The 18943-nt window shown below is 71.3% G+C and carries 13 protein-coding genes and 1 pseudogene; 2 read left to right on the forward strand and 12 right to left on the reverse strand.

All coding sequences use genetic code 11. The annotated features are described in order from the left end of the window. Nucleotides 1–127 (forward strand): annotated as a pseudogene (locus ACFQUV_RS22715) (IS630 family transposase); the annotation flags it as partial. A gap of 174 nt (nucleotides 128–301) precedes the next feature. Here the strand turns inward: ACFQUV_RS22715 and ACFQUV_RS22720 are convergent. Beyond that, nucleotides 302–3088, reverse strand: a complete 2787-nt coding sequence (locus ACFQUV_RS22720) for a valine--tRNA ligase (RefSeq protein ID WP_129607929.1) — start codon at nucleotides 3086–3088, stop codon at nucleotides 302–304. Between the two features lie 211 nt (nucleotides 3089–3299). Here ACFQUV_RS22720 and ACFQUV_RS22725 point away from each other — a divergent pair, with 211 nt between their 5' ends. After that, a complete protein-coding gene (locus ACFQUV_RS22725) occupies nucleotides 3300–4517 on the forward strand; it encodes an MFS transporter (protein ID WP_129607928.1) in 1218 nt (405 codons plus the stop codon). A 54-nt stretch (nucleotides 4518–4571) separates the two neighbouring features. Here ACFQUV_RS22725 and ACFQUV_RS22730 read toward each other — a convergent pair whose 3' ends face one another. The 11 genes from ACFQUV_RS22730 to ACFQUV_RS22780 all read right to left on the reverse strand — a co-directional run bounded on the left by ACFQUV_RS22730 (nucleotide 4572) and on the right by ACFQUV_RS22780 (nucleotide 18886). After that, nucleotides 4572–5354 carry a PopZ family protein gene (locus tag ACFQUV_RS22730; protein WP_378395789.1) on the reverse strand — a complete coding sequence of 261 codons (783 nt, stop codon included), beginning with the start codon at nucleotides 5352–5354 and terminating at the stop codon, nucleotides 4572–4574. Between the two features lie 386 nt (nucleotides 5355–5740). After that, nucleotides 5741–7126 carry a TolC family outer membrane protein gene (locus tag ACFQUV_RS22735; protein WP_129609075.1) on the reverse strand — a complete coding sequence of 462 codons (1386 nt, stop codon included), beginning with the start codon at nucleotides 7124–7126 and terminating at the stop codon, nucleotides 5741–5743. 172 nt (nucleotides 7127–7298) lie between these two features. Beyond that, nucleotides 7299–7967, reverse strand: a complete 669-nt coding sequence (locus tag ACFQUV_RS22740; protein ID WP_111383791.1) for a protein-L-isoaspartate O-methyltransferase — start codon at nucleotides 7965–7967, stop codon at nucleotides 7299–7301. Between the two features lie 154 nt (nucleotides 7968–8121). Beyond that, on the reverse strand, nucleotides 8122–8757 hold the full coding sequence (locus ACFQUV_RS22745; RefSeq protein ID WP_129609073.1) for an MBL fold metallo-hydrolase: 636 nt from the start codon (nucleotides 8755–8757) through the stop codon (nucleotides 8122–8124). Then, the gene (gene pgl / locus ACFQUV_RS22750) at nucleotides 8754–9500 is read right to left on the reverse strand and encodes a 6-phosphogluconolactonase (RefSeq protein WP_129609072.1); all 747 of its coding nucleotides are present in this window, start codon (nucleotides 9498–9500) and stop codon (nucleotides 8754–8756) included. The genes ACFQUV_RS22745 and pgl overlap by 4 nt, the downstream gene beginning before the upstream one ends. A gap of 148 nt (nucleotides 9501–9648) precedes the next feature. Then, nucleotides 9649–11169 carry a glucose-6-phosphate dehydrogenase gene (zwf, locus tag ACFQUV_RS22755; protein ID WP_129609071.1) on the reverse strand — a complete coding sequence of 507 codons (1521 nt, stop codon included), beginning with the start codon at nucleotides 11167–11169 and terminating at the stop codon, nucleotides 9649–9651. Beyond that, entirely contained in the window at nucleotides 11166–12158 is a 993-nt protein-coding gene (gene gnd, locus ACFQUV_RS22760) for a phosphogluconate dehydrogenase (NAD(+)-dependent, decarboxylating) (protein WP_129609070.1), read from the reverse strand. The genes zwf and gnd overlap by 4 nt, the downstream gene beginning before the upstream one ends. 11 nt (nucleotides 12159–12169) lie before the next feature. Continuing rightward, entirely contained in the window at nucleotides 12170–15016 is a 2847-nt protein-coding gene (locus ACFQUV_RS22765) for a bifunctional transaldolase/phosoglucose isomerase (RefSeq protein ID WP_129609069.1), read from the reverse strand. Between the two features lie 271 nt (nucleotides 15017–15287). Next, on the reverse strand, nucleotides 15288–15683 hold the full coding sequence (locus ACFQUV_RS22770) for a response regulator (RefSeq protein WP_111383786.1): 396 nt from the start codon (nucleotides 15681–15683) through the stop codon (nucleotides 15288–15290). After that, nucleotides 15680–16723, reverse strand: coding sequence for a sensor histidine kinase (locus ACFQUV_RS22775; protein ID WP_129609068.1), 1044 nt, complete (start codon nucleotides 16721–16723; stop codon nucleotides 15680–15682). Before ACFQUV_RS22775 ends, ACFQUV_RS22770 begins: the two co-directional genes overlap by 4 nt. 627 nt (nucleotides 16724–17350) lie before the next feature. Further along, nucleotides 17351–18886 carry an RluA family pseudouridine synthase gene (locus ACFQUV_RS22780; protein WP_129609067.1) on the reverse strand — a complete coding sequence of 512 codons (1536 nt, stop codon included), beginning with the start codon at nucleotides 18884–18886 and terminating at the stop codon, nucleotides 17351–17353. Between the last annotated feature and the right edge of the window lie 57 nt (nucleotides 18887–18943).

The following is an 18943-nucleotide window of genomic DNA, read 5'->3' on the forward strand; positions in this document are numbered from 1 at the left end:
CAACCGTGTCTTCGACACCTACGACGACATCGTCGACGCCTGCTGTGACGCCTGGAACGCCCTCGCCGCCGAGCCGGGCCGCATCCGCTCGATCGCAACCAGAGCTTGGGCAGCGGTCAATCTCTGATGCCGTGGGTATCAGAGCTCGCGGCTGGATTCCGGGTTCGGCGCTGCACGCCGCCCCGGAAAGACCATCGGCTGGATCCGCCGGATCTCGTCTCGCACGGGAGATGGATCGCCGCGTCTCCAGCGATCCTGCCGAGGGCCCCGGCGGCGCACCGCCGGCGCAGCCCGGGCGCGGTCAGTCGGCCGCCTTCAGCCGCTCCAGGGCTTCGAGGATCTTGGCGCGGCGCGCCATCGCCTCCTCGCGCTTCTCGCGCTCGCCCTCGACCACCTCCTCGGGGGCGCGGGCCAGGAAGTCGGCATTGCCGAGCTTGCCGTCGACGCGGCGGATGTCGGCCTCGGCCTTGGCCTGCTCCTTGCCGAGGCGGGCCCGCTCGGCCGCGATGTCGATGACCCCGGCGAGCGGGATCGCCGCCACCTCGCCGCGCACCACGAGCTGCACCGAGCCCTTCGGCACCGCGTCGGCGCGGCCGATGTCCTTCAGCCGGGCGAGCCGGCCGATGACCTCGGCCCAGCGGGTCGCCCGCTCGTAGGTGGCGGCCGAGCCGGTGAGCACCAGCGGCAGCAGGGTGGCGGGCGGCACGTTCATCTCGGCCCGCACCGAGCGGATCGCGGTGACGAGGTCGATCACCCAGCCGATCTCGGCCTCGGCGTCGGGATCGGCCAGCTCCTCGGCGGTCGGCCACGGGGCGAGCGCCAGCAGGCTCTCGCGCGCCGGCCCGCCGGCGCCGGCCGCCTCCCCCTCGGCGGTGACGGCCCACAGCTCCTCGGTGACGAACGGCATGAACGGATGCAGGAGCTTCAGGATCTCGTCGCGCACATGGGCCACCATAGCGCGGGTCTCGGTCTTGGCCGGGCCGTCGGCGCCGAGCAGCACCGGCTTCGACAGTTCGAGGTACCAGTCGCAGTAGACGTTCCAGACGAAGCGGTAGACCGCCCCGGCCGCCTCGTTGAACTTGTAGGCTTCCAGCGCCGCGGTGGTCTCGGCGACCGCCCGGGCCAGCTCGTGGCCGATCCAGCGGTTGAGGGTCTCGTCGCAGCCGCGCGGATCGAAGCCCGGCACGGTCACGCAGCCGTTCATCTCGGCGAACCGGCAGGCGTTCCACAGCTTGGTGGCGAAGTTCCGGTAACCCTCGACCCGCGACTTGGCGAGCTTGATGTCGCGCCCCTGCGCCGCCATGGCGGCGAGCGTGAAGCGCAGCGCGTCGGCGCCGTACTGGTCGATCAGCTCCAAGGGGTCGATGACGTTGCCCTTGGACTTCGACATCTTCTGGCCGCGCTCGTCGCGGACCAGGGCGTGGATGTAGACGGTGCCGAACGGGACTTCATCCATGAAGTGAAGTCCCATCATCATCATTCTGGCAACCCAGAAGAAAATGATGTCGAAGCCCGTCACCAGCACGCTCGTCGGATAGAACCGTCCGAGCTCCTTGGTCTCGTCCGGCCAGCCGAGCGTCGAGAACGGCCACAGGGCCGAGGAGAACCAGGTGTCGAGCACGTCCTCGTCGCGGATCAGGAAGGGCGCGCGGCTGTCCGGATCGAGCGCCATGTCGTGCCCTTCCATGGGCGTGATGGCCTCGGTCTCGGCGTAGTAGGCGAGCGCGCGGGCGACCGCCTCCTCCTCGGTCTCGGCGACGAAGACCTTGCCGTCCGGCCCGTACCAGGCCGGGATCTGGTGCCCCCACCAGAGCTGGCGCGAGATGCACCACGGCTGGATGTTCTCCATCCACTCGAAGTAGGTCTTCTCCCAGGTCTTCGGCACGAACACGGTGGAGCCGTCGCGGACGGCCTCGATGGCCCGCACCGCCAACGCCTTGGCGTTGACGTACCACTGGTCGGTCAGGAACGGCTCGATCACCGCGTTCGACCGGTCGCCGTGCGGCACCATGTGGGTGTGCGGCTCGATCTTCTCCAGGAAGCCCTCGGCCTCCAGCCGCTCGACGATCTTGCGGCGCGCCTCGAAGCGGTCGAGCCCGTGCAGCGCGATCGTCTCGGTCAGCGCCGGCGACATCGGCACGCCCTTGAGGAACTCGGCGTTCTCGGCCAGGTCGAGGCGGCCTTCGGTGTCGAGCACGTTGATCAGCGCCAGGTGGTGCCGGCGCCCCACCTCGAAGTCGTTGAAGTCGTGCGCCGGGGTAATCTTGACGGCGCCGGTGCCCTTCTCCGGGTCCGAATAGGTGTCGGCGACGATCGGGATGCGGCGGCCGACCAGCGGCAGGATGACATGCCTGCCGACCAGATGCGTGTAGCGCTCGTCGTCCGGATGCACCGCCACCGCGGCGTCGCCCAGCATGGTCTCGGGCCGGGTGGTGGCGACCGTGATGAAGGTATCCGCCATCCCTTCGACCGGATACTGAATGTGCCACAGGCTGCCCTTGACCTCGACCTGCTGCACCTCGAGGTCGGAGATCGCGGTGAGCAGCTTGGGGTCCCAGTTGACCAGCCGCTTGTCCTTGTAGATCAGCCCCTCTTCGTAGAGGCGGACGAAGACCTTCAGCACCGCGCGCGACAGCCCCTCGTCCATGGTGAAGCGCTCGCGCGACCAGTCGCAGGAGGCGCCGAGCCGCCGGAGCTGGTTGACGATGGTGCCGCCCGATTCCGCCTTCCAGGCCCACACTCGCTCCAGGAACGCCTCGCGGCCCATCTCGCGGCGCGACGGCTCCTTGCGCTCCATGAGCTGGCGCTCGACCACCATCTGGGTGGCGATGCCGGCATGGTCGGTCCCGGGCTGCCACAGCACGTCCTTGCCGCGCATCCGCTCGAAGCGCACCAGCACGTCCTGCAACGTGTTGTTGAGCGCGTGGCCCATGTGGAGCGAGCCGGTGACGTTGGGGGGTGGGATCACCAGGCAATAGGGCGCCGCGGCGCGGCGCTCGGGACGACCGGCGCGAAACGCCTCGGCCGCCTCCCAGGCGGCGGAGATGCGGTCCTCGATGGCGGCGGGCTGATAGGTCTTCTCGATCATTTGGGACTCTCGACGCGCGTTTGGGGGTCACCAAACCCGTGCCCATGCCCCCTGTCAACGGCGGGAACCGCAGGTGACGCCTGAGTTTGCGGTCGCGCCTCCGCCGGCGCGACGCCGTCGGCCGGCCACACACGCCGCCGTGGACCCGCACCGACATGGCGCACGGCTCACGCCGGTGTAAGCTGCCAGCCCGAGCCACCGGACCCATCCCTTGCCCGCACCCTCGCCTCCCGCACCCCCGGTGGCGCCGCCCTCGACCACGCGCCCGATCGTCGTGCTGGCGCTCGCCGCCTTCGCCAGCCAGGCCCAGGTGCGGGCCGCCGACTCGGCGCTGCCGCAGATCGCCGCCGACTTCGGCGTCTCGGTCGGCGCCGCCTCGGTGATGGTGTCGTCCTATCTGGTCGCCCACGGCACCATGCAGCTCTTCGCCGGGCCGGCCGGTGACCGCTTCGGCAAGTTTCGCACCGTGACGGTCGCCGCGGCGCTCGGCGCCGGGCTGGTGCTGGCCTGCGCGGCGGCCTCCTCGCTCACCGGGCTGACGCTGATCCGCCTCGCCTGCGGGGTGACGGCGGCCGGCATCATTCCGCTCGGCATGGCCTATATCGGCGACACCGTCCCGTCGGCCCAGCGCCAGCCGGTGCTCGGCCGCTATCTCACCGGCCAGATCAGCGGGCAGCTGTTCGGCCAGGCGGCGGGCGGCATCGTCGGCGATGCGCTCGGCTGGCGCGCCGTGTTCGTGGTGCTCGGGCTGATCTTCATGCTCGCCGCAGCGGCGCTGGCGCTGGAGATGCGCCGCAATCCCGCGACCCACAGCGCCGGGACGAGCGACGGCAGCCGCAGCCCCGGCTTCGTCGGCGGCTACCGCATGGTCCTCGGCGATCGCTGGGCCCGCACGCTGCTCGGCATCGTCTTCGTCGAGGGCATGATGATGTACGGGTCGCTCGCCTTCATCGGGGCGGACCTGCATCTGCGCTTCGGGCTCGGCTTCACCCTGGTCGGGGTGGTGATCGCGGCGTTCGGGGCCGGCGGCCTCGCCTATGCGGCCACGGTTCGGGTGCTGGTCCTCCGCCTCGGCCAGCGCGGTCTCGCCACGGCGGGCGGCGTCATCCTCGGTCTCGGCTACGCCATCCTGGCGATCGCCCCGGTCTGGTGGATCACGCCGGCCGCCGTCGCCCTCATCGGGCTCGGCTTCTACATGCTGCACAACACGCTGCAAACCCAGGCGACGCACCTGACGCCGGCGGCGCGCGGCACCGCCGTGGCGGCGTTCTCGGCCTCGCTCTACATGGGACAGCCGATCGGGGTGACGCTGTTCGCCGCGGTCATCGACCGGCACGGAGCGCCGCCGGTGTTCCTGGCCGCCGCCGTGGTGCTGCCGCTGCTCGGCCTGTGGTTCGCGGCCCGCCTGCGCGCCCGCGGCGGCCGTTGACCGGATCACCGCAGCCCGAGATCGATCTTCGGCCCGAGCCGGCCCGGCACCGGATCAGCTCCGGCCGCGCGACACCCGCTCGATCTCGGCCCGCACCAGGCGCTCGACCATCTGGGGCAGGTTGTCGTCGAGCCACGACTTGAGCATCGGCCGCAGCATCTCGCGGACCAGATCCTCGAGGGTGCGGGCGTTCTGCACCAGCACCGTCTGGGCGAGTGCGTTGAAGGCCGAATCGACCGCCGCGGACGTCGCCGCCGACATCAGCGGCCGCTCGGGCGGCAGCTCCGGCTGCGGCGCGGCCGACGACGGGCTGAACGACGGTCCAGCGGACGGTGGACGCGGTGCGGCATGCGAGGGCATCGCCTCGTCCCAGCCGTCCGACTCGCTGAACACCACGTCGGACGGCCGCCCGTCGATCTTGCGGAACGGCGGCGCCGGGGTCCGCATGTCCTCGGTGAGATCGAGGATGTCGTCGGCCCGGGGGGCCGGCGGCGGGGGTGGCGGCGCCTTGGCGGCGGCGGGTGGTGGCGGCGCAGGCGCCTTCGCGACGGGGGGCGGCGGCGGCGGAGGTTCCGGCTCGGGCTCGGGCGCGGGGGCCGCGTCGAAGCTCGCGAACAGCGCGTCGATGTCGTCCTGGCTGTTGGTGGCGGACGGATCGGACGCCTTCGGAGGCGGCGGCGGCGGCGGCGCGACCGCGACGGGCTTCGGCGGCGGCGGAGGGGGCGCCGCCGGCTTGGCCGGCGCCGCCTTGGTCGAGTCGTCGTCGGCGATGATCCTGCGGATCGACGCCAGGATCTCCTCCATCGACGGCTCTTGCGCCTTTGCCGGTTGGTTCATGCGATCCGTTCCCGCTGCCGGTCGCTCCGGTCGAGCCGACGCCTCGGGCGAGTGTCGATCCCACGGGATCGGCCGCCGCCCTCGAAGTCCTTACATGGCCGCACTTTCGACGGCGAACCGGGTCCCACTTCGCCGGAAAGTGCTCGAGGTGGTGCGAATCATCGCCCCGTGCCTGTCCGGCAGTATGGAGACGGGGCGATCATGCGCAATCAATCCAATGACCTTAAACCCGATTCTCGATTCCGACGAGGGCGGCCGGCGGCGACCGACCCGGCCGCCGTCCGGCTAGGGCGGCATCCGATCCAGCTGGATCGAATGCCGCCCTAGACGTGCTTATGGATCGCATTTTCGACGGCGAACCGAGTCCCACTTCGCCGGAAAATGCTCTAGCGACCGTCCGGCGTGCGCACGCCGCCCCAGGTGTCGCGAACCTGGTGATAATGCGTGACCGGATCGTAGATCGCGGTGGGCAGGCCGAGCACCACCGGCGACAGCCGTCCGACGGCCGCCAGGAGGTTGTAGGACGCCACCACGCGATCGCGCTGCGCCGTCACCAGTGCCACCCGGGCGTTGACCAGCTCCTGCTGGGCATTGAGGACGTCGAGGGTGGTGCGCTGGCCGACCCGGGCCTCCTCGCGAACGCCGTTGAGGGCGATCTCCGCGGCCGAGACCTGCGCCTGCGTCGCCTCGATCTGGGCCTTGGCGGCCTGGAGCTGGCCCCACGCCTGCGCCACGTTGGCCTGCGCCTGGTCGCGGGCCGTCTCCAGGTCGAGCCGCTTCTGGCCGAGCGTCTCCTTGGAGGCGCGGATGGCCGCATAGTTGGCGCCGCCCTGATAGATCGGCACCGCGAGCTGCCCCATGAAGGAGGCGCTGAACTGGCTCGACACCATCGGGCTCGGGTCCCAGTTCTGCTGAACGTTGGCGTTCGCCATGACGGTCGGATAGAGGGCGCCCTCGTTGATCTTCACCTGCAAGGCCTGGACGTCGATGCCGAACATCGCGGCCGTGACATTGGGGTTCTGGGCGCGGCCGGAGCCGATCGCGGCCTGGAGGTTCGCCGGCGACAGCCGGTCGACCGGAGTGGCCGCCGACAGCCGACCCGGCTCGACGCCGATGACCTGGCGATAGGTGGCGCGCGAGGCGGTGTAGTTGGATTCGGCCGCCGACACCTGGGAGCGGCCCGCCGCGAGACGGGATTCGGACTGCGCCACGTCGGTGCGGGTCACCTCGCCCACCGCAAAGCGGTCGCGGGTTTGGCGGAGCTGCTCCTGGAGCACCTCGACGTTGCGCCGCTGGAGATCGAGAATCGCGGTGTCGCGCAGCAGGTTCATGTAGGCGGTGGCGGCGTTGAGCAGCACGTTCTGCTCGATCAGCCGCAGCGTCTCGCGCGCCGCCGAGACCTGGCCCTCGGCCTGGCGCACGCGATTGCCGGTCTGGAAGCCGTTGAACAGCGTCTGGGTGCCGGTGAGGCCGACGCCGCGCGGCGTCGTCCAGCCCTCCACCACCTCGCCGCCGCGACCGCCCCCCGACACCTGGCGCTCATACTGCTGGCCGATGGAGGCGGTCGCCGAAATACTCGGGCGATAGCCGGACAGCGCCGTCGGCACGTTCTCGTCGGTGGCGCGCACGATGGCGCGCTGCGAGTTGAGCTGCGGATTGTTCTGATACGCCTGAGCGAGCGCACCCGGCAGGGTATCGGCCGATGCCGCGCCGACCGTGCCCAGTGTCGCGGCGAGAACCGCTGCGGCTACGGTATGTCGCCGGCGCGTCATCTCCCCTGTCATTGTCAACCTCGACCTCGTGAGCATTGCAAGATGTGACGCCGCCGAGGCGGCGCCACCGTGGGCTCACAATAGAAATCGGTCAGGGCCCTGGAAACCCCGCGGCCGAAAAAGATGCGAGGTGGCGCATTCGAGCCACAGCTGGGGAAAGCCTAATTGTCCCTTAGAAAACAAAGGTCGGCGGCGTCGAAAAGGCAGGCAGTACGGGGGCTGCCGCATCGAACACCGGAACCCCGCTCGCGACGCCGTTGACGGAGCGGAAGAGGACGACCTCGCCCGGCGCCTTGGTTCCCAGCACGGCGATCAGCCGCCCGCCCTCGGCGAGCTGGGACAGCAAGGCGGGCGGCACCGTCTCGACGGTACCGTTGACCAGGATGGCATCGTAGGGTCCGCCGGCCGGCCAGCCGGCCTCCAACGGTCCCTCGACGACCTTGGCGTTGGCGACGCCGGCCTCGGCGAGCAGCCGGCCCGCCGTGGCGGCGAGCGCCGGGGTCTCCTCCAGCCCCACCACGGTGGCGGCGAGGCGGGCGAGAATCGCGGTCGAGTAGCCGGTGCCGCAGGCGAGATCGAGCACCCGGTCGGTCTCCGCCAGATCGAGCGCCTGGATCATGCGGGCCTGGACCATCGGCTTGAGCAGGCAGCGGTCGGGTCGGCCGTGCGCCACCGGGGCGACCGGCAAGTCGCCGTCCATGTAGGCGAGCGCCGCCTTGGCGGCCGGGACGTAGTGCTCGCGCGGAACCTCGTTCAGGGCGGCGATCAGGCGCAGATCGGTGACGTCGTTCGGTCGCACCTGGTTGTCGACCATCTTGCGGCGTGCTGCGGCAAAATCCATGGGCTCGGCTCCGCTGGCGTCCCGGCGGACGCGGGTCGGCGGGAGTTGTGGGGCAGTGCCCGGGAAAACGCAAGGCGCCTCTCCGCGCCCCCGCCCTGCCCGACACCGGCAGCCCCGCTGTCCCGTCCGGGGCCGCGGCTCGGCTGGATTCGCCTCAGCGCAGGAACGGGTTGGTGGCGCGCTCGTGGCCGATCGTCGACGTCGGCCCATGGCCGCACACGAAGGCGAAATCGTCGCCGAGCGGCAGCAGCTTCTCCTTGATGGAGCGGATCAGCGCCGCGTGGTCGCCGCCCGGCAGGTCGGTGCGGCCGATCGAGCCGCGGAACAGCACGTCGCCGACCACCGCGAAGCCCTGGCTGCGATCCACATAGACGACGCTGCCGGGCGAGTGGCCGGGACAGTGCAGCACGTCGAGCGACAGTTCGCCGACCGCGACCGTGTCGCCCTCCTCCAGCCAGCGATCCGGGACGATGTTGCGGGCCTCGATGCCGTAGACCTCGCCGGTCTCCACCAGGTTGTCGAGCAGGAAGGCGTCGGCGCGGTGCGGGCCGGTGACCGGCACGCCCAGCCGGTCCTTCAGGTCGGCGGCGCCGGCGGCGTGGTCGATGTGGCCGTGGGTCAGCCAGATCTGCTCGACCGTCACGCCCGCCTTGTCGATGGTCGCGGCGACCGCCTCGAGATCGCCGCCCGGATCGATCACCACGCCGCGCTTGCTCGCCTCGCACCACAGGAGCGTGCAGTTCTGCTGAAACGGCGTGACGGGGACGATGGCGGCACGGGCACGGGTCATGAACGGTCCTCGATCAGGGTGTCGGGCGCGGCGGCGCGGTCGACGAGCCACAGGACCGGCCCGGCGCAGCGCACCCGCGCGGCCGGCAGGTCGGCGCCGGCCAGGAGCTGCGCGATGACCGGCCGCTTCTCGGCCCCGGCGACGATGAACAGCATCGCCCGGCTGGAGGCAAGCGCCGGCAGCGTCAGCGTCACCCGCGGCACGAAGGGGGCGAGCCCCGCGGTGTCGACCCCGACCGCCCAGCGGTCGCGCTCGGCGAGCGCCGACCTGCCGGGAAACAGCGAGGCGACATGGCCGTCCGAGCCGAGGCCGAGCAGCACCAGATCGAACAGCGGCCGCGCCGGATCGAGCCGGTCGCTTCCATAGAACCCCGCGAGCTCGGCCGCGTAGCGGCGCGATGACGTGTGCGGATCGGCGTCGTCGGTCGGAATCGCGTGGATGCGCGCGGCCGGCACGCCGAGCGGATCGAGCAGCGTCGCCCGCGCCTGCCCGGCATTGCTGCGCGGATCATCGGCCGGCACCATGCGCTCGTCGCCGAAGAACCAGTCGAGACGGTCGAGCGGCAGTCGCGCCGCGAGGTCCGGCTGCGCCAGCCGGCGATAGACGGGACCGATCGTGCCACCGCCGGTGAGGCAGACGGCCCCGCGCCCGCCGACGCGCTCCAGAATGCCGGCGATGTGCTCCGCCGCTGCAGCGGCGAGCGCGGCGGCATCGTCGAGCACGACGAAGCGTCGGTCGGCCATCCTCGCGCTCACGGTCCGTCATTCCGGGATGCGCGCCTCGGCGCGCGGACCCGGAATCCAGCCCGAACCTCAGTGCTGGTTGCTGGATTCCGGGTTCGCTGCTTCGCAGCGCCCCGGAATGACCAAAGCCCAGCCATCCTGCCCTTCCTCATCGGATCGGCCGCCAGCGCCGGCCGTGATTGCCGACCAGATCGTGGGCCTCCTGCGGCCCCTCGCTGCCGGCGTCGTAGACGCACAGCCCGTCGGCGCCGACCTCTCGCCACGCATCGAGGAACGGCTGCACGGCGCGCCACCCCGCCTCCACCCCGTCGGCACGCTGGAACAGGATGGCGTCGCCGATCATGCAGTCGTAGATCAGCGTCTCGTAGCCGGTGCTCGGCGCCGCGTCGAAGTAGTCGCGGTACTGGAACGTCATGTTGACGCCGTCGATGGCGATCGACGGCCCCGGGACCTTGGCGTTGAACTGGAGCGAGATGCCTTCTTCGGGCGCGATCCGCACCGTAAGGAAGTTCTCGGCCAGATGCTCGATCGGCATGTGGCGGAACATCGCGAACGGCGCCTGCTTGAACTTGATCGCCACCTCGCTGACGCGCCGGCCGAGCGCCTTGCCGGTGCGCAGGAAGAACGGCACCCCGGCCCAGCGCCAGTTGTCGATCTCCAGGCCGAGGGCCACGTAGGTCTCGGTGGTGCTGTCGGGGGCGACGTCGGCGGTCGCCCGATAGGCCGGCACCTCGGTGTCGCCGACCCGGCCGGCCGCATACTGGCCGCGCACCGAGCGACGCAGCGCCTCCGTCGTGCTCTCCACTTGGATCTCGTCGAGCACCGCCGCCTTGGCGCGGCGCACCGCGGTGGCATCGAAGCGCGACGGCGGCTCCATGGCGGTCAGCGCCAGGAGCTGGAACAGATGGTTGGGCACCATGTCGCGCAGCGCGCCGGTGGCGTCGTAGAACTTTCCGCGCCGCCCCACCGCCAGCGTTTCCGCCACGGTGATCTGCACATGGTCGATATGGTCGCGATTCCAGATCGGCTCGAACAGGCCATTGGCGAAGCGCAACACCAGAATGTTCTGCACCGTCTCTTTGCCGAGATAGTGGTCGATGCGGAAGATCTGATGCTCCTCGAACATGTCGAGCAGCGCCCGGTTGAGCGCCTGCGCCGAGGCGAGATCGGTGCCGAACGGCTTCTCGACGATCAGCCGCCGCCAAGCGCCCTTCTCCTCGCGCGCCATGCCGGCGGCACCGAGCGCGCGGGCGATCGGCACGAAGGCGGTCGGCGGCGTCGCGAGGTAATAGAGCCGGTTGCCGCGGGTGCCGCGCTGCGCCTCGATGACTTCGAGCCTGTCACGCAGGCGATCGAAGGAGCCCGGCTCCTCCGGCCCGCCCGAGACGTAGCTGACGCAGGACAGCAGACGATCGACCACGGCGGGATCGACCGGACGGGTGGCGAAGCGGTCGAGCGCCTTGCGCAGGCCCTCGCAGAAGGCCGCCGTGGTCATCTCGGCGCGGGCGACGCCGACGATCGAGAAGGCGTCGGGCAGATGGCCCGCCGCCGCGAGATTGTAGAGCGCCGGCACCAGCAGACGGTGGGTCAGGTCGCCGGAGGCGCCGAACACCACGAAGCAGCACGGATCGGCCGGGGGAACGACCCGTGCGGCGGTCTTGGCCGTCACGCGCGGTCCTTCGGCTCGACGTGGCCGCCGAAGCCCTGCCGCATCGCCGACAGGATCTTTTCACCGAAGGTGTGGTCGCGGCGCGAGCGGAAGCGCGCATAGAGGGCCGCCGACAGCACGTCGGCCGGCACCGCCTCGTCGATCGCCGCCATGATGGTCCACCGCCCTTCGCCGGAGTCCTCCACATAGCCGGTGTAGTCGCCGAGCTGCGGATCGCGCGTCAGCGCCGCCGTGGTGAGATCGAGCAGCCACGACGTGATCACGCTGCCGCGGCGCCACGTCTCGGCGATATCGGTGAGGTCGAAATTATAGCGCTCCTCCTTGGGCAGCGCCTCGCTGTTGGCGTTCTTGAGGATGTCGAAGCCCTCGGCATACGCCTGCATCAGGCCGTACTCGATGCCGTTGTGGATCATCTTGACGAAGTGGCCGGCGCCGCTCGGCCCGGCATGCAGATAGCCGCGCGTCGGGCGGGAGTCGCGCCCGTCGCGATCGTCACGGCCGGGCGTCGGCGAGATGTCGCCCTCGCCCGGCGCCAGCGCCGAGAAGATCGGATCGAGCCGCTTCACGATCTCCTTCTCGCCGCCGATCATCATGCAGTAGCCACGCTCCAGCCCCCACACGCCGCCCGAGGTGCCGACGTCGACATAGTGGACGCCGCGTTGCTTGAGCCAGCGGGCGCGGCGGATGTCGTCCTTCCAGAAGGTGTTGCCGCCGTCGATGATGATGTCGCCGGCCGACAGCAGGCCCGACAGGGTCTCGATGGTGCCCTCGGTGATCGGGCCGGCCGGCAGCATCACCCAGACGACGCGCGGCGGCGTCAGCTTGCGGAGCAGATCCTCGATGTCGGCGGCCCCGACGGCACCGTCGGTCACCAGGGCGGAGACCGCCCGCTCGTCGCGGTCGTAGACGGCCGCCGTGTGACCGTTGCGCATGAGGCGGCGCACGATGTTGCCGCCCATCCGTCCAAGCCCGATCATGCCGATCTGCATGGGGATCTCCTTCAGCTCAGGGCGTGCTCGACGGCCGCGGCGAGTGCCGCCAGCCCGGCCGCCACGTCGGTCTTGATGTGGACCCGCAGGGCCCGTCGGCCGCGCTCGGCCAGCACGCCGAAGTCGCCGCGCGCCTGCGCCGCCTTGACGATCCCGAAGCTCGCCGCCTGGCCCGGCACCGGCAGGTCGGGATGATCGTCGGCGGTGATCTGGAGGAACACGCCGGTGTCGGGGCCGCCCTTGTAGGCTTGCCCGGTGGAGTGCAGGAAGCGCGGCCCGAAGCCCACGCAGGTCGCCACCTTGCGGCGGGCCCGCACGGCGAGCCGCATGCTCTGCAACATGCCGGCATGGGCGGGGTTGCGCGCCACATAGGCGAGCAGCGCCACATAGTCGCCGGGCTTCACCCGGGCGAGATGCGCCCGCAGCCAGCCGTCGAGATCGGTGCCGGCGCCGGCGGCGCGCAACGCGGCGGCGTTCGCCGGATCGGTGAAGACGTCGAAGGAGTCGCTCGACGCCACCGGCGTCTCGGCCGGCAGCCGGCCGGTCGCTTCGAACGCCGCGGTCAGCTCGCGGGTCTTGATCTTGCTCGCCTCGACATCGGGCTGGTCGAACGGGTTGAGACCCATCACGGCGCCCGCCACCGCGGTGGCGATCTCGAAGCGGAAGAACTCCTGGGCGATCTCGGCGCGGTCGCGCAACACGATGCGCACCACCGGATGACCGGCCTTCTCCAGCGCGGCCATCTCGGCGTCGTGGTGCGACGGTGCGTCGCCGGCGAGCCGCAGATCGACGAACAGGCGGTCGTCGCCGTAGCACACCGGCGAGCCCAGCGGCTCGCCGTCGACCGGGATGATCGCCTGGCCGTTCTTGCCGGTCGACTCGGCGACGAGCTGCTCGGCCCAGGCGCCGAAATCGGCGAGCCCGCGCGACGCCAGCATGGTCATCTTGTCGCGTCCGGCCTTGGCGGCGACCCCGAGCAGCAGGCCGAGCTGCACCCCCGGATTGGCGGCCGGCGGCACATCGGGGCCGCAGGCGTTGACCATCAGCTCGGCCGAGGCGAGAAACTGCGCCACATCGATGCCGGCGGCCGCCGCCGGCACCAGCCCGAACGGCGACAGCACCGAGTAGCGGCCCCCGATGGTCGGCTCGCCATGGAAGATCGCCCGGAAGCCGTCGCGCTGCGCCACCTTCTCCAGCGACGAGCCGGGGTCCGTGATGGCGACGACGTGACGGCCGGCCGCGTCGCCCACCACCTTGCGGAGCCGGTCGAGGAAGTAGGCCAGCATGACGTTGGGCTCGGTGGTCGAGCCCGACTTGCTGGCCACGATGACCAGCGTCGAGGCGAGCTTGACGGCCGCCTCGGTGGCGCGCACCTGCGCCGGGTCGGTCGAATCGAGGATGCGCAGCCGCGGGAAGCCGGGCTGCGGCCCGAAGGTCTCGGCCAGCACCTCGGGGCCGAGGCTCGACCCACCCATGCCGAGCAGCAGCACGTCGGTGAAGCCGGCCGCCTTCACGTCGGCCGCGAACGCCTGATAGTCGGCGAGCTTCGCCTGGCCCTCGGCGGTGCCGGTGAGCCAGCCGAGCCAGCGGTGCTCGTCGGTGCCGGTCCACACGGACGCATCCTTCGCCCACAGCCGGCGGATGGTGCCGGCCTTGCGCCAGGCGTCGGCCTCCGCCGCGACGGCGGCGGCGAGCGCCGGCGGCACCGATACGGCCTGCCGGTTCAGACGATCGCCCAGCACCGCGGCGCGCGCCTGCGCCACAGCGCCGAGCAGCTTGTCGAAGGCGTCGGCGAACAGCGCGACGCCCTCCTCCACCAGCCGGTCGGTGACCGCATCGAGCGAGATGCCGGCGGCGTCGAGCGCCGCGAGCGCCGCCTCGGCCTCGTCGACGCCGCGCTCCAGGGTGGCGGCCGGACGGCCGTGGTCCAGGAAGGCGTCGAGGGTCGCCGGCGGCACCGTGTTGACGGTGTCGGGGCCGATCAGCTCGTCGACATAGAGGACGTCGCTGTAGGCCTTGTTCTTGGTCCCGGTCGAGGCCCACAGCAGCCGCTGCGGCCGCGCCCCCTTGGCGGCCAGCACCCGCCAGCGGTCGCCGGCGATCAGCGCCTTGTAGCTGCGATAGGCGAGCTTGGCGTTGGCGACGGCGATCTCGCCCTTCAGCCCTTCGAGGCGGGCCTTCTCGTCGGGATCGTTGGCGGCGGCGATGCGGGCGTCGAGCAGCGCGTCCGCCGCGGTGTCGATGCGGCTGACGAAGAAGCTCGCCACGCTCGCCACCCGGGCGACATCGCCGCCCTTGGCGCCGAAATCCTCGAGACCGGCGATGTAGGCGTTCGCCACCGCCTCGTAGACCGGGCGGGCGAACAGGAGCGTGACATTGACGTTGATGCCATCACCGATCAGCGTGCGCACTGCCGGCACGCCCGCCGCGGTGCCGGGGACCTTGACCATCAGGTTCGGCCGATCGACGGCGGCCCACAGGCGGCGCGCCTCGGCGATCGTCGCGTCGGTGTCCATGGCCAGATAGGGCGACACCTCCAGGCTGACGAAGCCGTCCACCCCGCCGGTCTGGTCGTAGATCGGCCGCAGCACGTCGGCGGCGCGCTGGATGTCTTCGACGGCGAGGCGCTCGTAGAGGTCGCCGACGCCGCGGTCGCCGTCGGCCAGGGCCGCCCGAATGGCGCCATCGTACTCGGTCGAGCCGGCGATCGCCTTCTCGAAGATGGACGGGTTGGAGGTGACGCCGCGCACCCCCGCCTCGACCAGCCGGCGCAGCTCGCCGGTCTCGACGAAGCTGCGGGCGAGGAAGTCCAGCCACACGGCCTGTCCTTGGGCGTGCAGCGCATGGAGTGGGGTCATCGTCATGGTCCAGAGGTTCGGGTGGCCGGCCGGCGAGCCGGCCGCGAGCCGAACGGTGCGCGAGGGCCGGTGACCGGAGCGAAATCCGAGTCGATCTTAGCCCGTCGGACGGCACCGACAAACGACCCCCGGCGGAACTCCACCGCCGCGACGCCGCGGGGCACGGCCGGGCGGCAGGCGCAAGGGCGCGGCAGCCGGGGGCGCGGCGACGGGACGCCGACGGGGCACGGCGATGGGGGCACGGCGATGGGGGCACGCCAATTGGGCGTCGTCAGGGCTTGACCAGGACGGCTTCGAGGGCGCGGGCCAGCATGTCGGAGCGGAACGGCTTCTGCACCACCGGCATGTGGGCCCAGCCGGGATCGAGGCCGTCGGCGCCGTAGCCGGTGGTGAAGACGAACGGAATGCCGCAATCGCGCAGCCGCTCGGCCACCGGATAGACCTCGACCCCGTCGAGATTGACGTCGAGAACGGCGACGTCCGGGCGGGCCTCGTCGAGCGCCGCGAGCGCCTCCGCGATGCCGGCCACGTTGCGCACCACGCCGCAGCCCAGCTCGCGCAGGATGTCCTCGATCAGGAACGAGATGATGGCCTCGTCCTCGACGATGAGGACGCTCAGACGGTCGAAGTTCGGTAGAGACGGGTCCGCGCTCTGGTCCAAGCTCATCCCGGCGTCGACGACAATGGAATATCCATTGTACATCGCAACCCGGCGGGATCGTAGTCAAGCGCGGCCGCCCCCCGGAGCTGGCGGGCCAGCCCCTGCTCCACCAGCCGGGTGCCGAAGCCCCGGTGCCGCGGCGGCGCCACCTCGGGTCCGCCCTCTTCCTGCCAGGCGATGCGCACGACCGGACCGCGGTCGGCTTCGCGCACCGTCCAGGTCACCGCGACCCGGCCGTCCGTCGACGACAAGGCGCCGAACTTCGCCGCATTGGCGGCCAGCTCGTGGAACACCAGCGACAGCGTCAGCGACGCCTGGGCGCCGAGCCGGATGGAGTCTCCCGCCACATGCAGCCGGGCCGGAGAGGCGCCGGTGGAGGGAGCGACGGCACTCTCGATGATGGTTTTCAGGTCGATCGGGTCCCAGCAGCCGCGGGTGAGCTGATCGTGGGCTCGACTGAGCGCCACCAGGCGGCCCTCGAAATCGTCCTGGGCCTCCTTGGAGGCGCCGCACTTGCGGATGGTGTGGTCGGCGAAGGACTGGACCGTGGCCAGCGCGTTCCGGACCCGGTGGTTCAGCTCGTCGAGAAGCGCGCGTTGCCGGTGGTCGGCGCGCTTGCGCTCGGTGATGTCATGGAAGCAGCCGACGGCGCCCAACACGGCCCCGTCCGGATCGGTGATCGGCTCGACATTGGCCAGCACGATGGCGCGGCCGCCATCCGAGCGCTCCAGGATGATCTCGCGGTCGCGGACCGGCTCGCCCACGCGCATGAAGGTGCCGACCGGGGTATCGACGAGGCCGAGATGGCGCCCGTTGTCGCGGACCGGGCGGAGCGGCACGCTGCCGGGCGCATCGTCGGCGACGATCGGCGAGCGGCCCCACATCTCGGCGGCGCGGCGGTTGCAATGGACGATCGCGCCGGCGTCGTCGCACAGATAGGCGGCGACCGGAAGGACGTCGAGCATCTCCTTCCACGAGTCGAGCTTGCCTGCGGCCGAGGACTGGGATGCAGCGCCGTCGCGGACGTCGTGAGTCAGGGCATCCATGGCGGAACCTTCAGGGGGTAACCGGCGCAGCGGTAATACGATCGCAGGCCAACGCCGCAGCGCCGGATTGGTTCCATGCCGCCCCCTACCCCTGGGCCGTTCGGGTGAGTTATCCACCGGATGGGCTATGGGGGGCGATCGGAGGACGATCGGAGTCGCGACGGCGGCGCATGGAGGAGAACCGGCTGGCGTCCATTCGATGTCACTCCGGACGCCGCGAAGCGGCTGTGCGGGCTCCGGCCGAGCGTTCCTTGCGCACCGGCATCAGGCAGGGCGGCGGGCCGTCCTCGCCGTCCGCATGGGTCTCGGTGGACAGGCGAAGTCGCCGATGGACAGCGTCACGCGCGCCACCGCGTGATCGCTCCCGGCGGGACGCCGGATCTCGGAACGCCGGATTTCGGGACGACGGGTCTGGTCGTGGCGCAAGTCTGTCATGCCGGTCCTCCCGTGCGAGGCACGGTCCGCCCGAATGGCGAGGGTCTCGACGACCGGCGGCGAGCGACGCCCACAACGTCCCGACAGACCCGAAGCACCGGCACCGGCAGACTACGGGAGGCCCGCCTGCGTCGGGCATCCGGGCGATTGCGATTCGGAAGAGTCCGCACACCTCGGCGGAGTAATCGCCGATCAATCCTCGTCGGGGGACTCCTCGATCGGGTCGTAGCGGGTGGCGTCGAAGCCGACCAGGTTCCACGATTGCAGCATGTGGGGCGGCAGCGGCGCCGTCACGTCGATGACGCCGCCGCGCGGATGGGGGATCACCAGGCGGCGCGCCATCAGGTGAAGCCGGTTCTGAATTCCGCCTGGCAACTGCCAGTTTTCAATGGAGAAGTACTTGGGATCGCCGACGATCGGATGGCCGATATGGGCGAGGTGGGCGCGGAGCTGATGGGTGCGCCCGGTGACCGGCTTGAGCGACAGCCAGGCGAGCTGCTGGGCCGCCGTCTCGACCACGGCATAGTAGGTGACGGCGTGGGTCGCACCCTCTTCGCCGTGGCGGGCGATCCGCATGATGCTCTCGTCCTCCCGCTCCTCCTTGACCAGGAAGGTCGAGATGCGGCCCTGGCGCGGCTTCGGCACCCCGGCGGCGAGCGCCCAGTAGATCTTCCGCGCCTCCCGCGACCGGAAGCTCTTGGCGAGTGTCGAGGCGGCGAACCGTGTCTTGGCGATCAGCAGGCAGCCGGCCGTGTCCTTGTCGAGCCGGTGGACCAGCCGGGGCCGCTGGCCCTTGGCGTCGCGCAGAACCTCCAGCATGCCGTCGACATGGCGCGTGGTGCCGGAGCCGCCCTGCACCGCGAGACCCATCGGCTTGTTGAGCACCAGCACGTCGGCGTCCTCGAACAGGGTGATCGAGGCGAGGAGCTTGCGGGTCTTCTCGTCGGCCTCGGCGGCGGCGCCGCTGCGCGGCGGCGGCGCGTCGAGCCGCAGCGGCGGGATGCGCACCGCCTGTCCGGTCGCGAGCCGGTCCTTGGTGTCGACCCGCTTGCCGTTCACCCGCACCTCGCCCTTGCGGACGATGCGCTGGATGTGACTGAATGACAGGCCCGGAAAGCGCGCCTCGAAGAAGCGGTCGACCCGCATGCCGTCCTCGTCGGGCGACACCGTGACGGTCTGCACCGCGGTCGGCTGCACCGCGGTCGGCGGCGGCGCGGGCACGGCGGCGGGCTCCGCCACGGCGCGGGCGGCCGAAGGACGCCCCCCCGACGCCTCGCCCCGGCTGCGGGGTGATCGGACGCGCGCGTCGCCGGCGCGGTCCCCGTGCGATCGCTCGTCATGCCCCTCTCGCCGCGGCCCGACCGACCGGGCGGCCACGGGGCGCTCCGTCGCGGCCCAATCGTCCCGCTCGTCACGCTCGTCGCGGCGTGGCCCGGTCTTGACGAACCGCTGGTCGGGACGCCGCCGCTCGTCCTTGTTGCGCCCGGTCCGCGGCCGATCGTCGAAGCGTGGCCCGCGCGAGCCCTGCTCGGTGGTGCGCTTGCCGCCGATCCCCGGTCCGCCGCCCGGCCGCTTGGCCCCGAATGCCCCCTTGGGCTTCCGGCCCGGCTTGCCGGCCGGCCCGCGGCCCGGTCCGGTGCCGGCGCTGCCGCTACGATCGTGATCGCGCGGCCCGGCGATCCGCCGTCCGCCACCCGGCTGCCGGGGGCCGCCGCTGCCTCGTTTCATCTCGTGCTCCGCTGGGATCGGGTCATCCCGGTGTCTCGTATCCCGGTGTCTCGTGAA

The organism is Rhodoplanes sp. P11, from assembly GCF_964266735.1.
Taxonomy (GTDB): domain Bacteria; phylum Pseudomonadota; class Alphaproteobacteria; order Rhizobiales; family Xanthobacteraceae; genus Rhodoplanes; species Rhodoplanes serenus.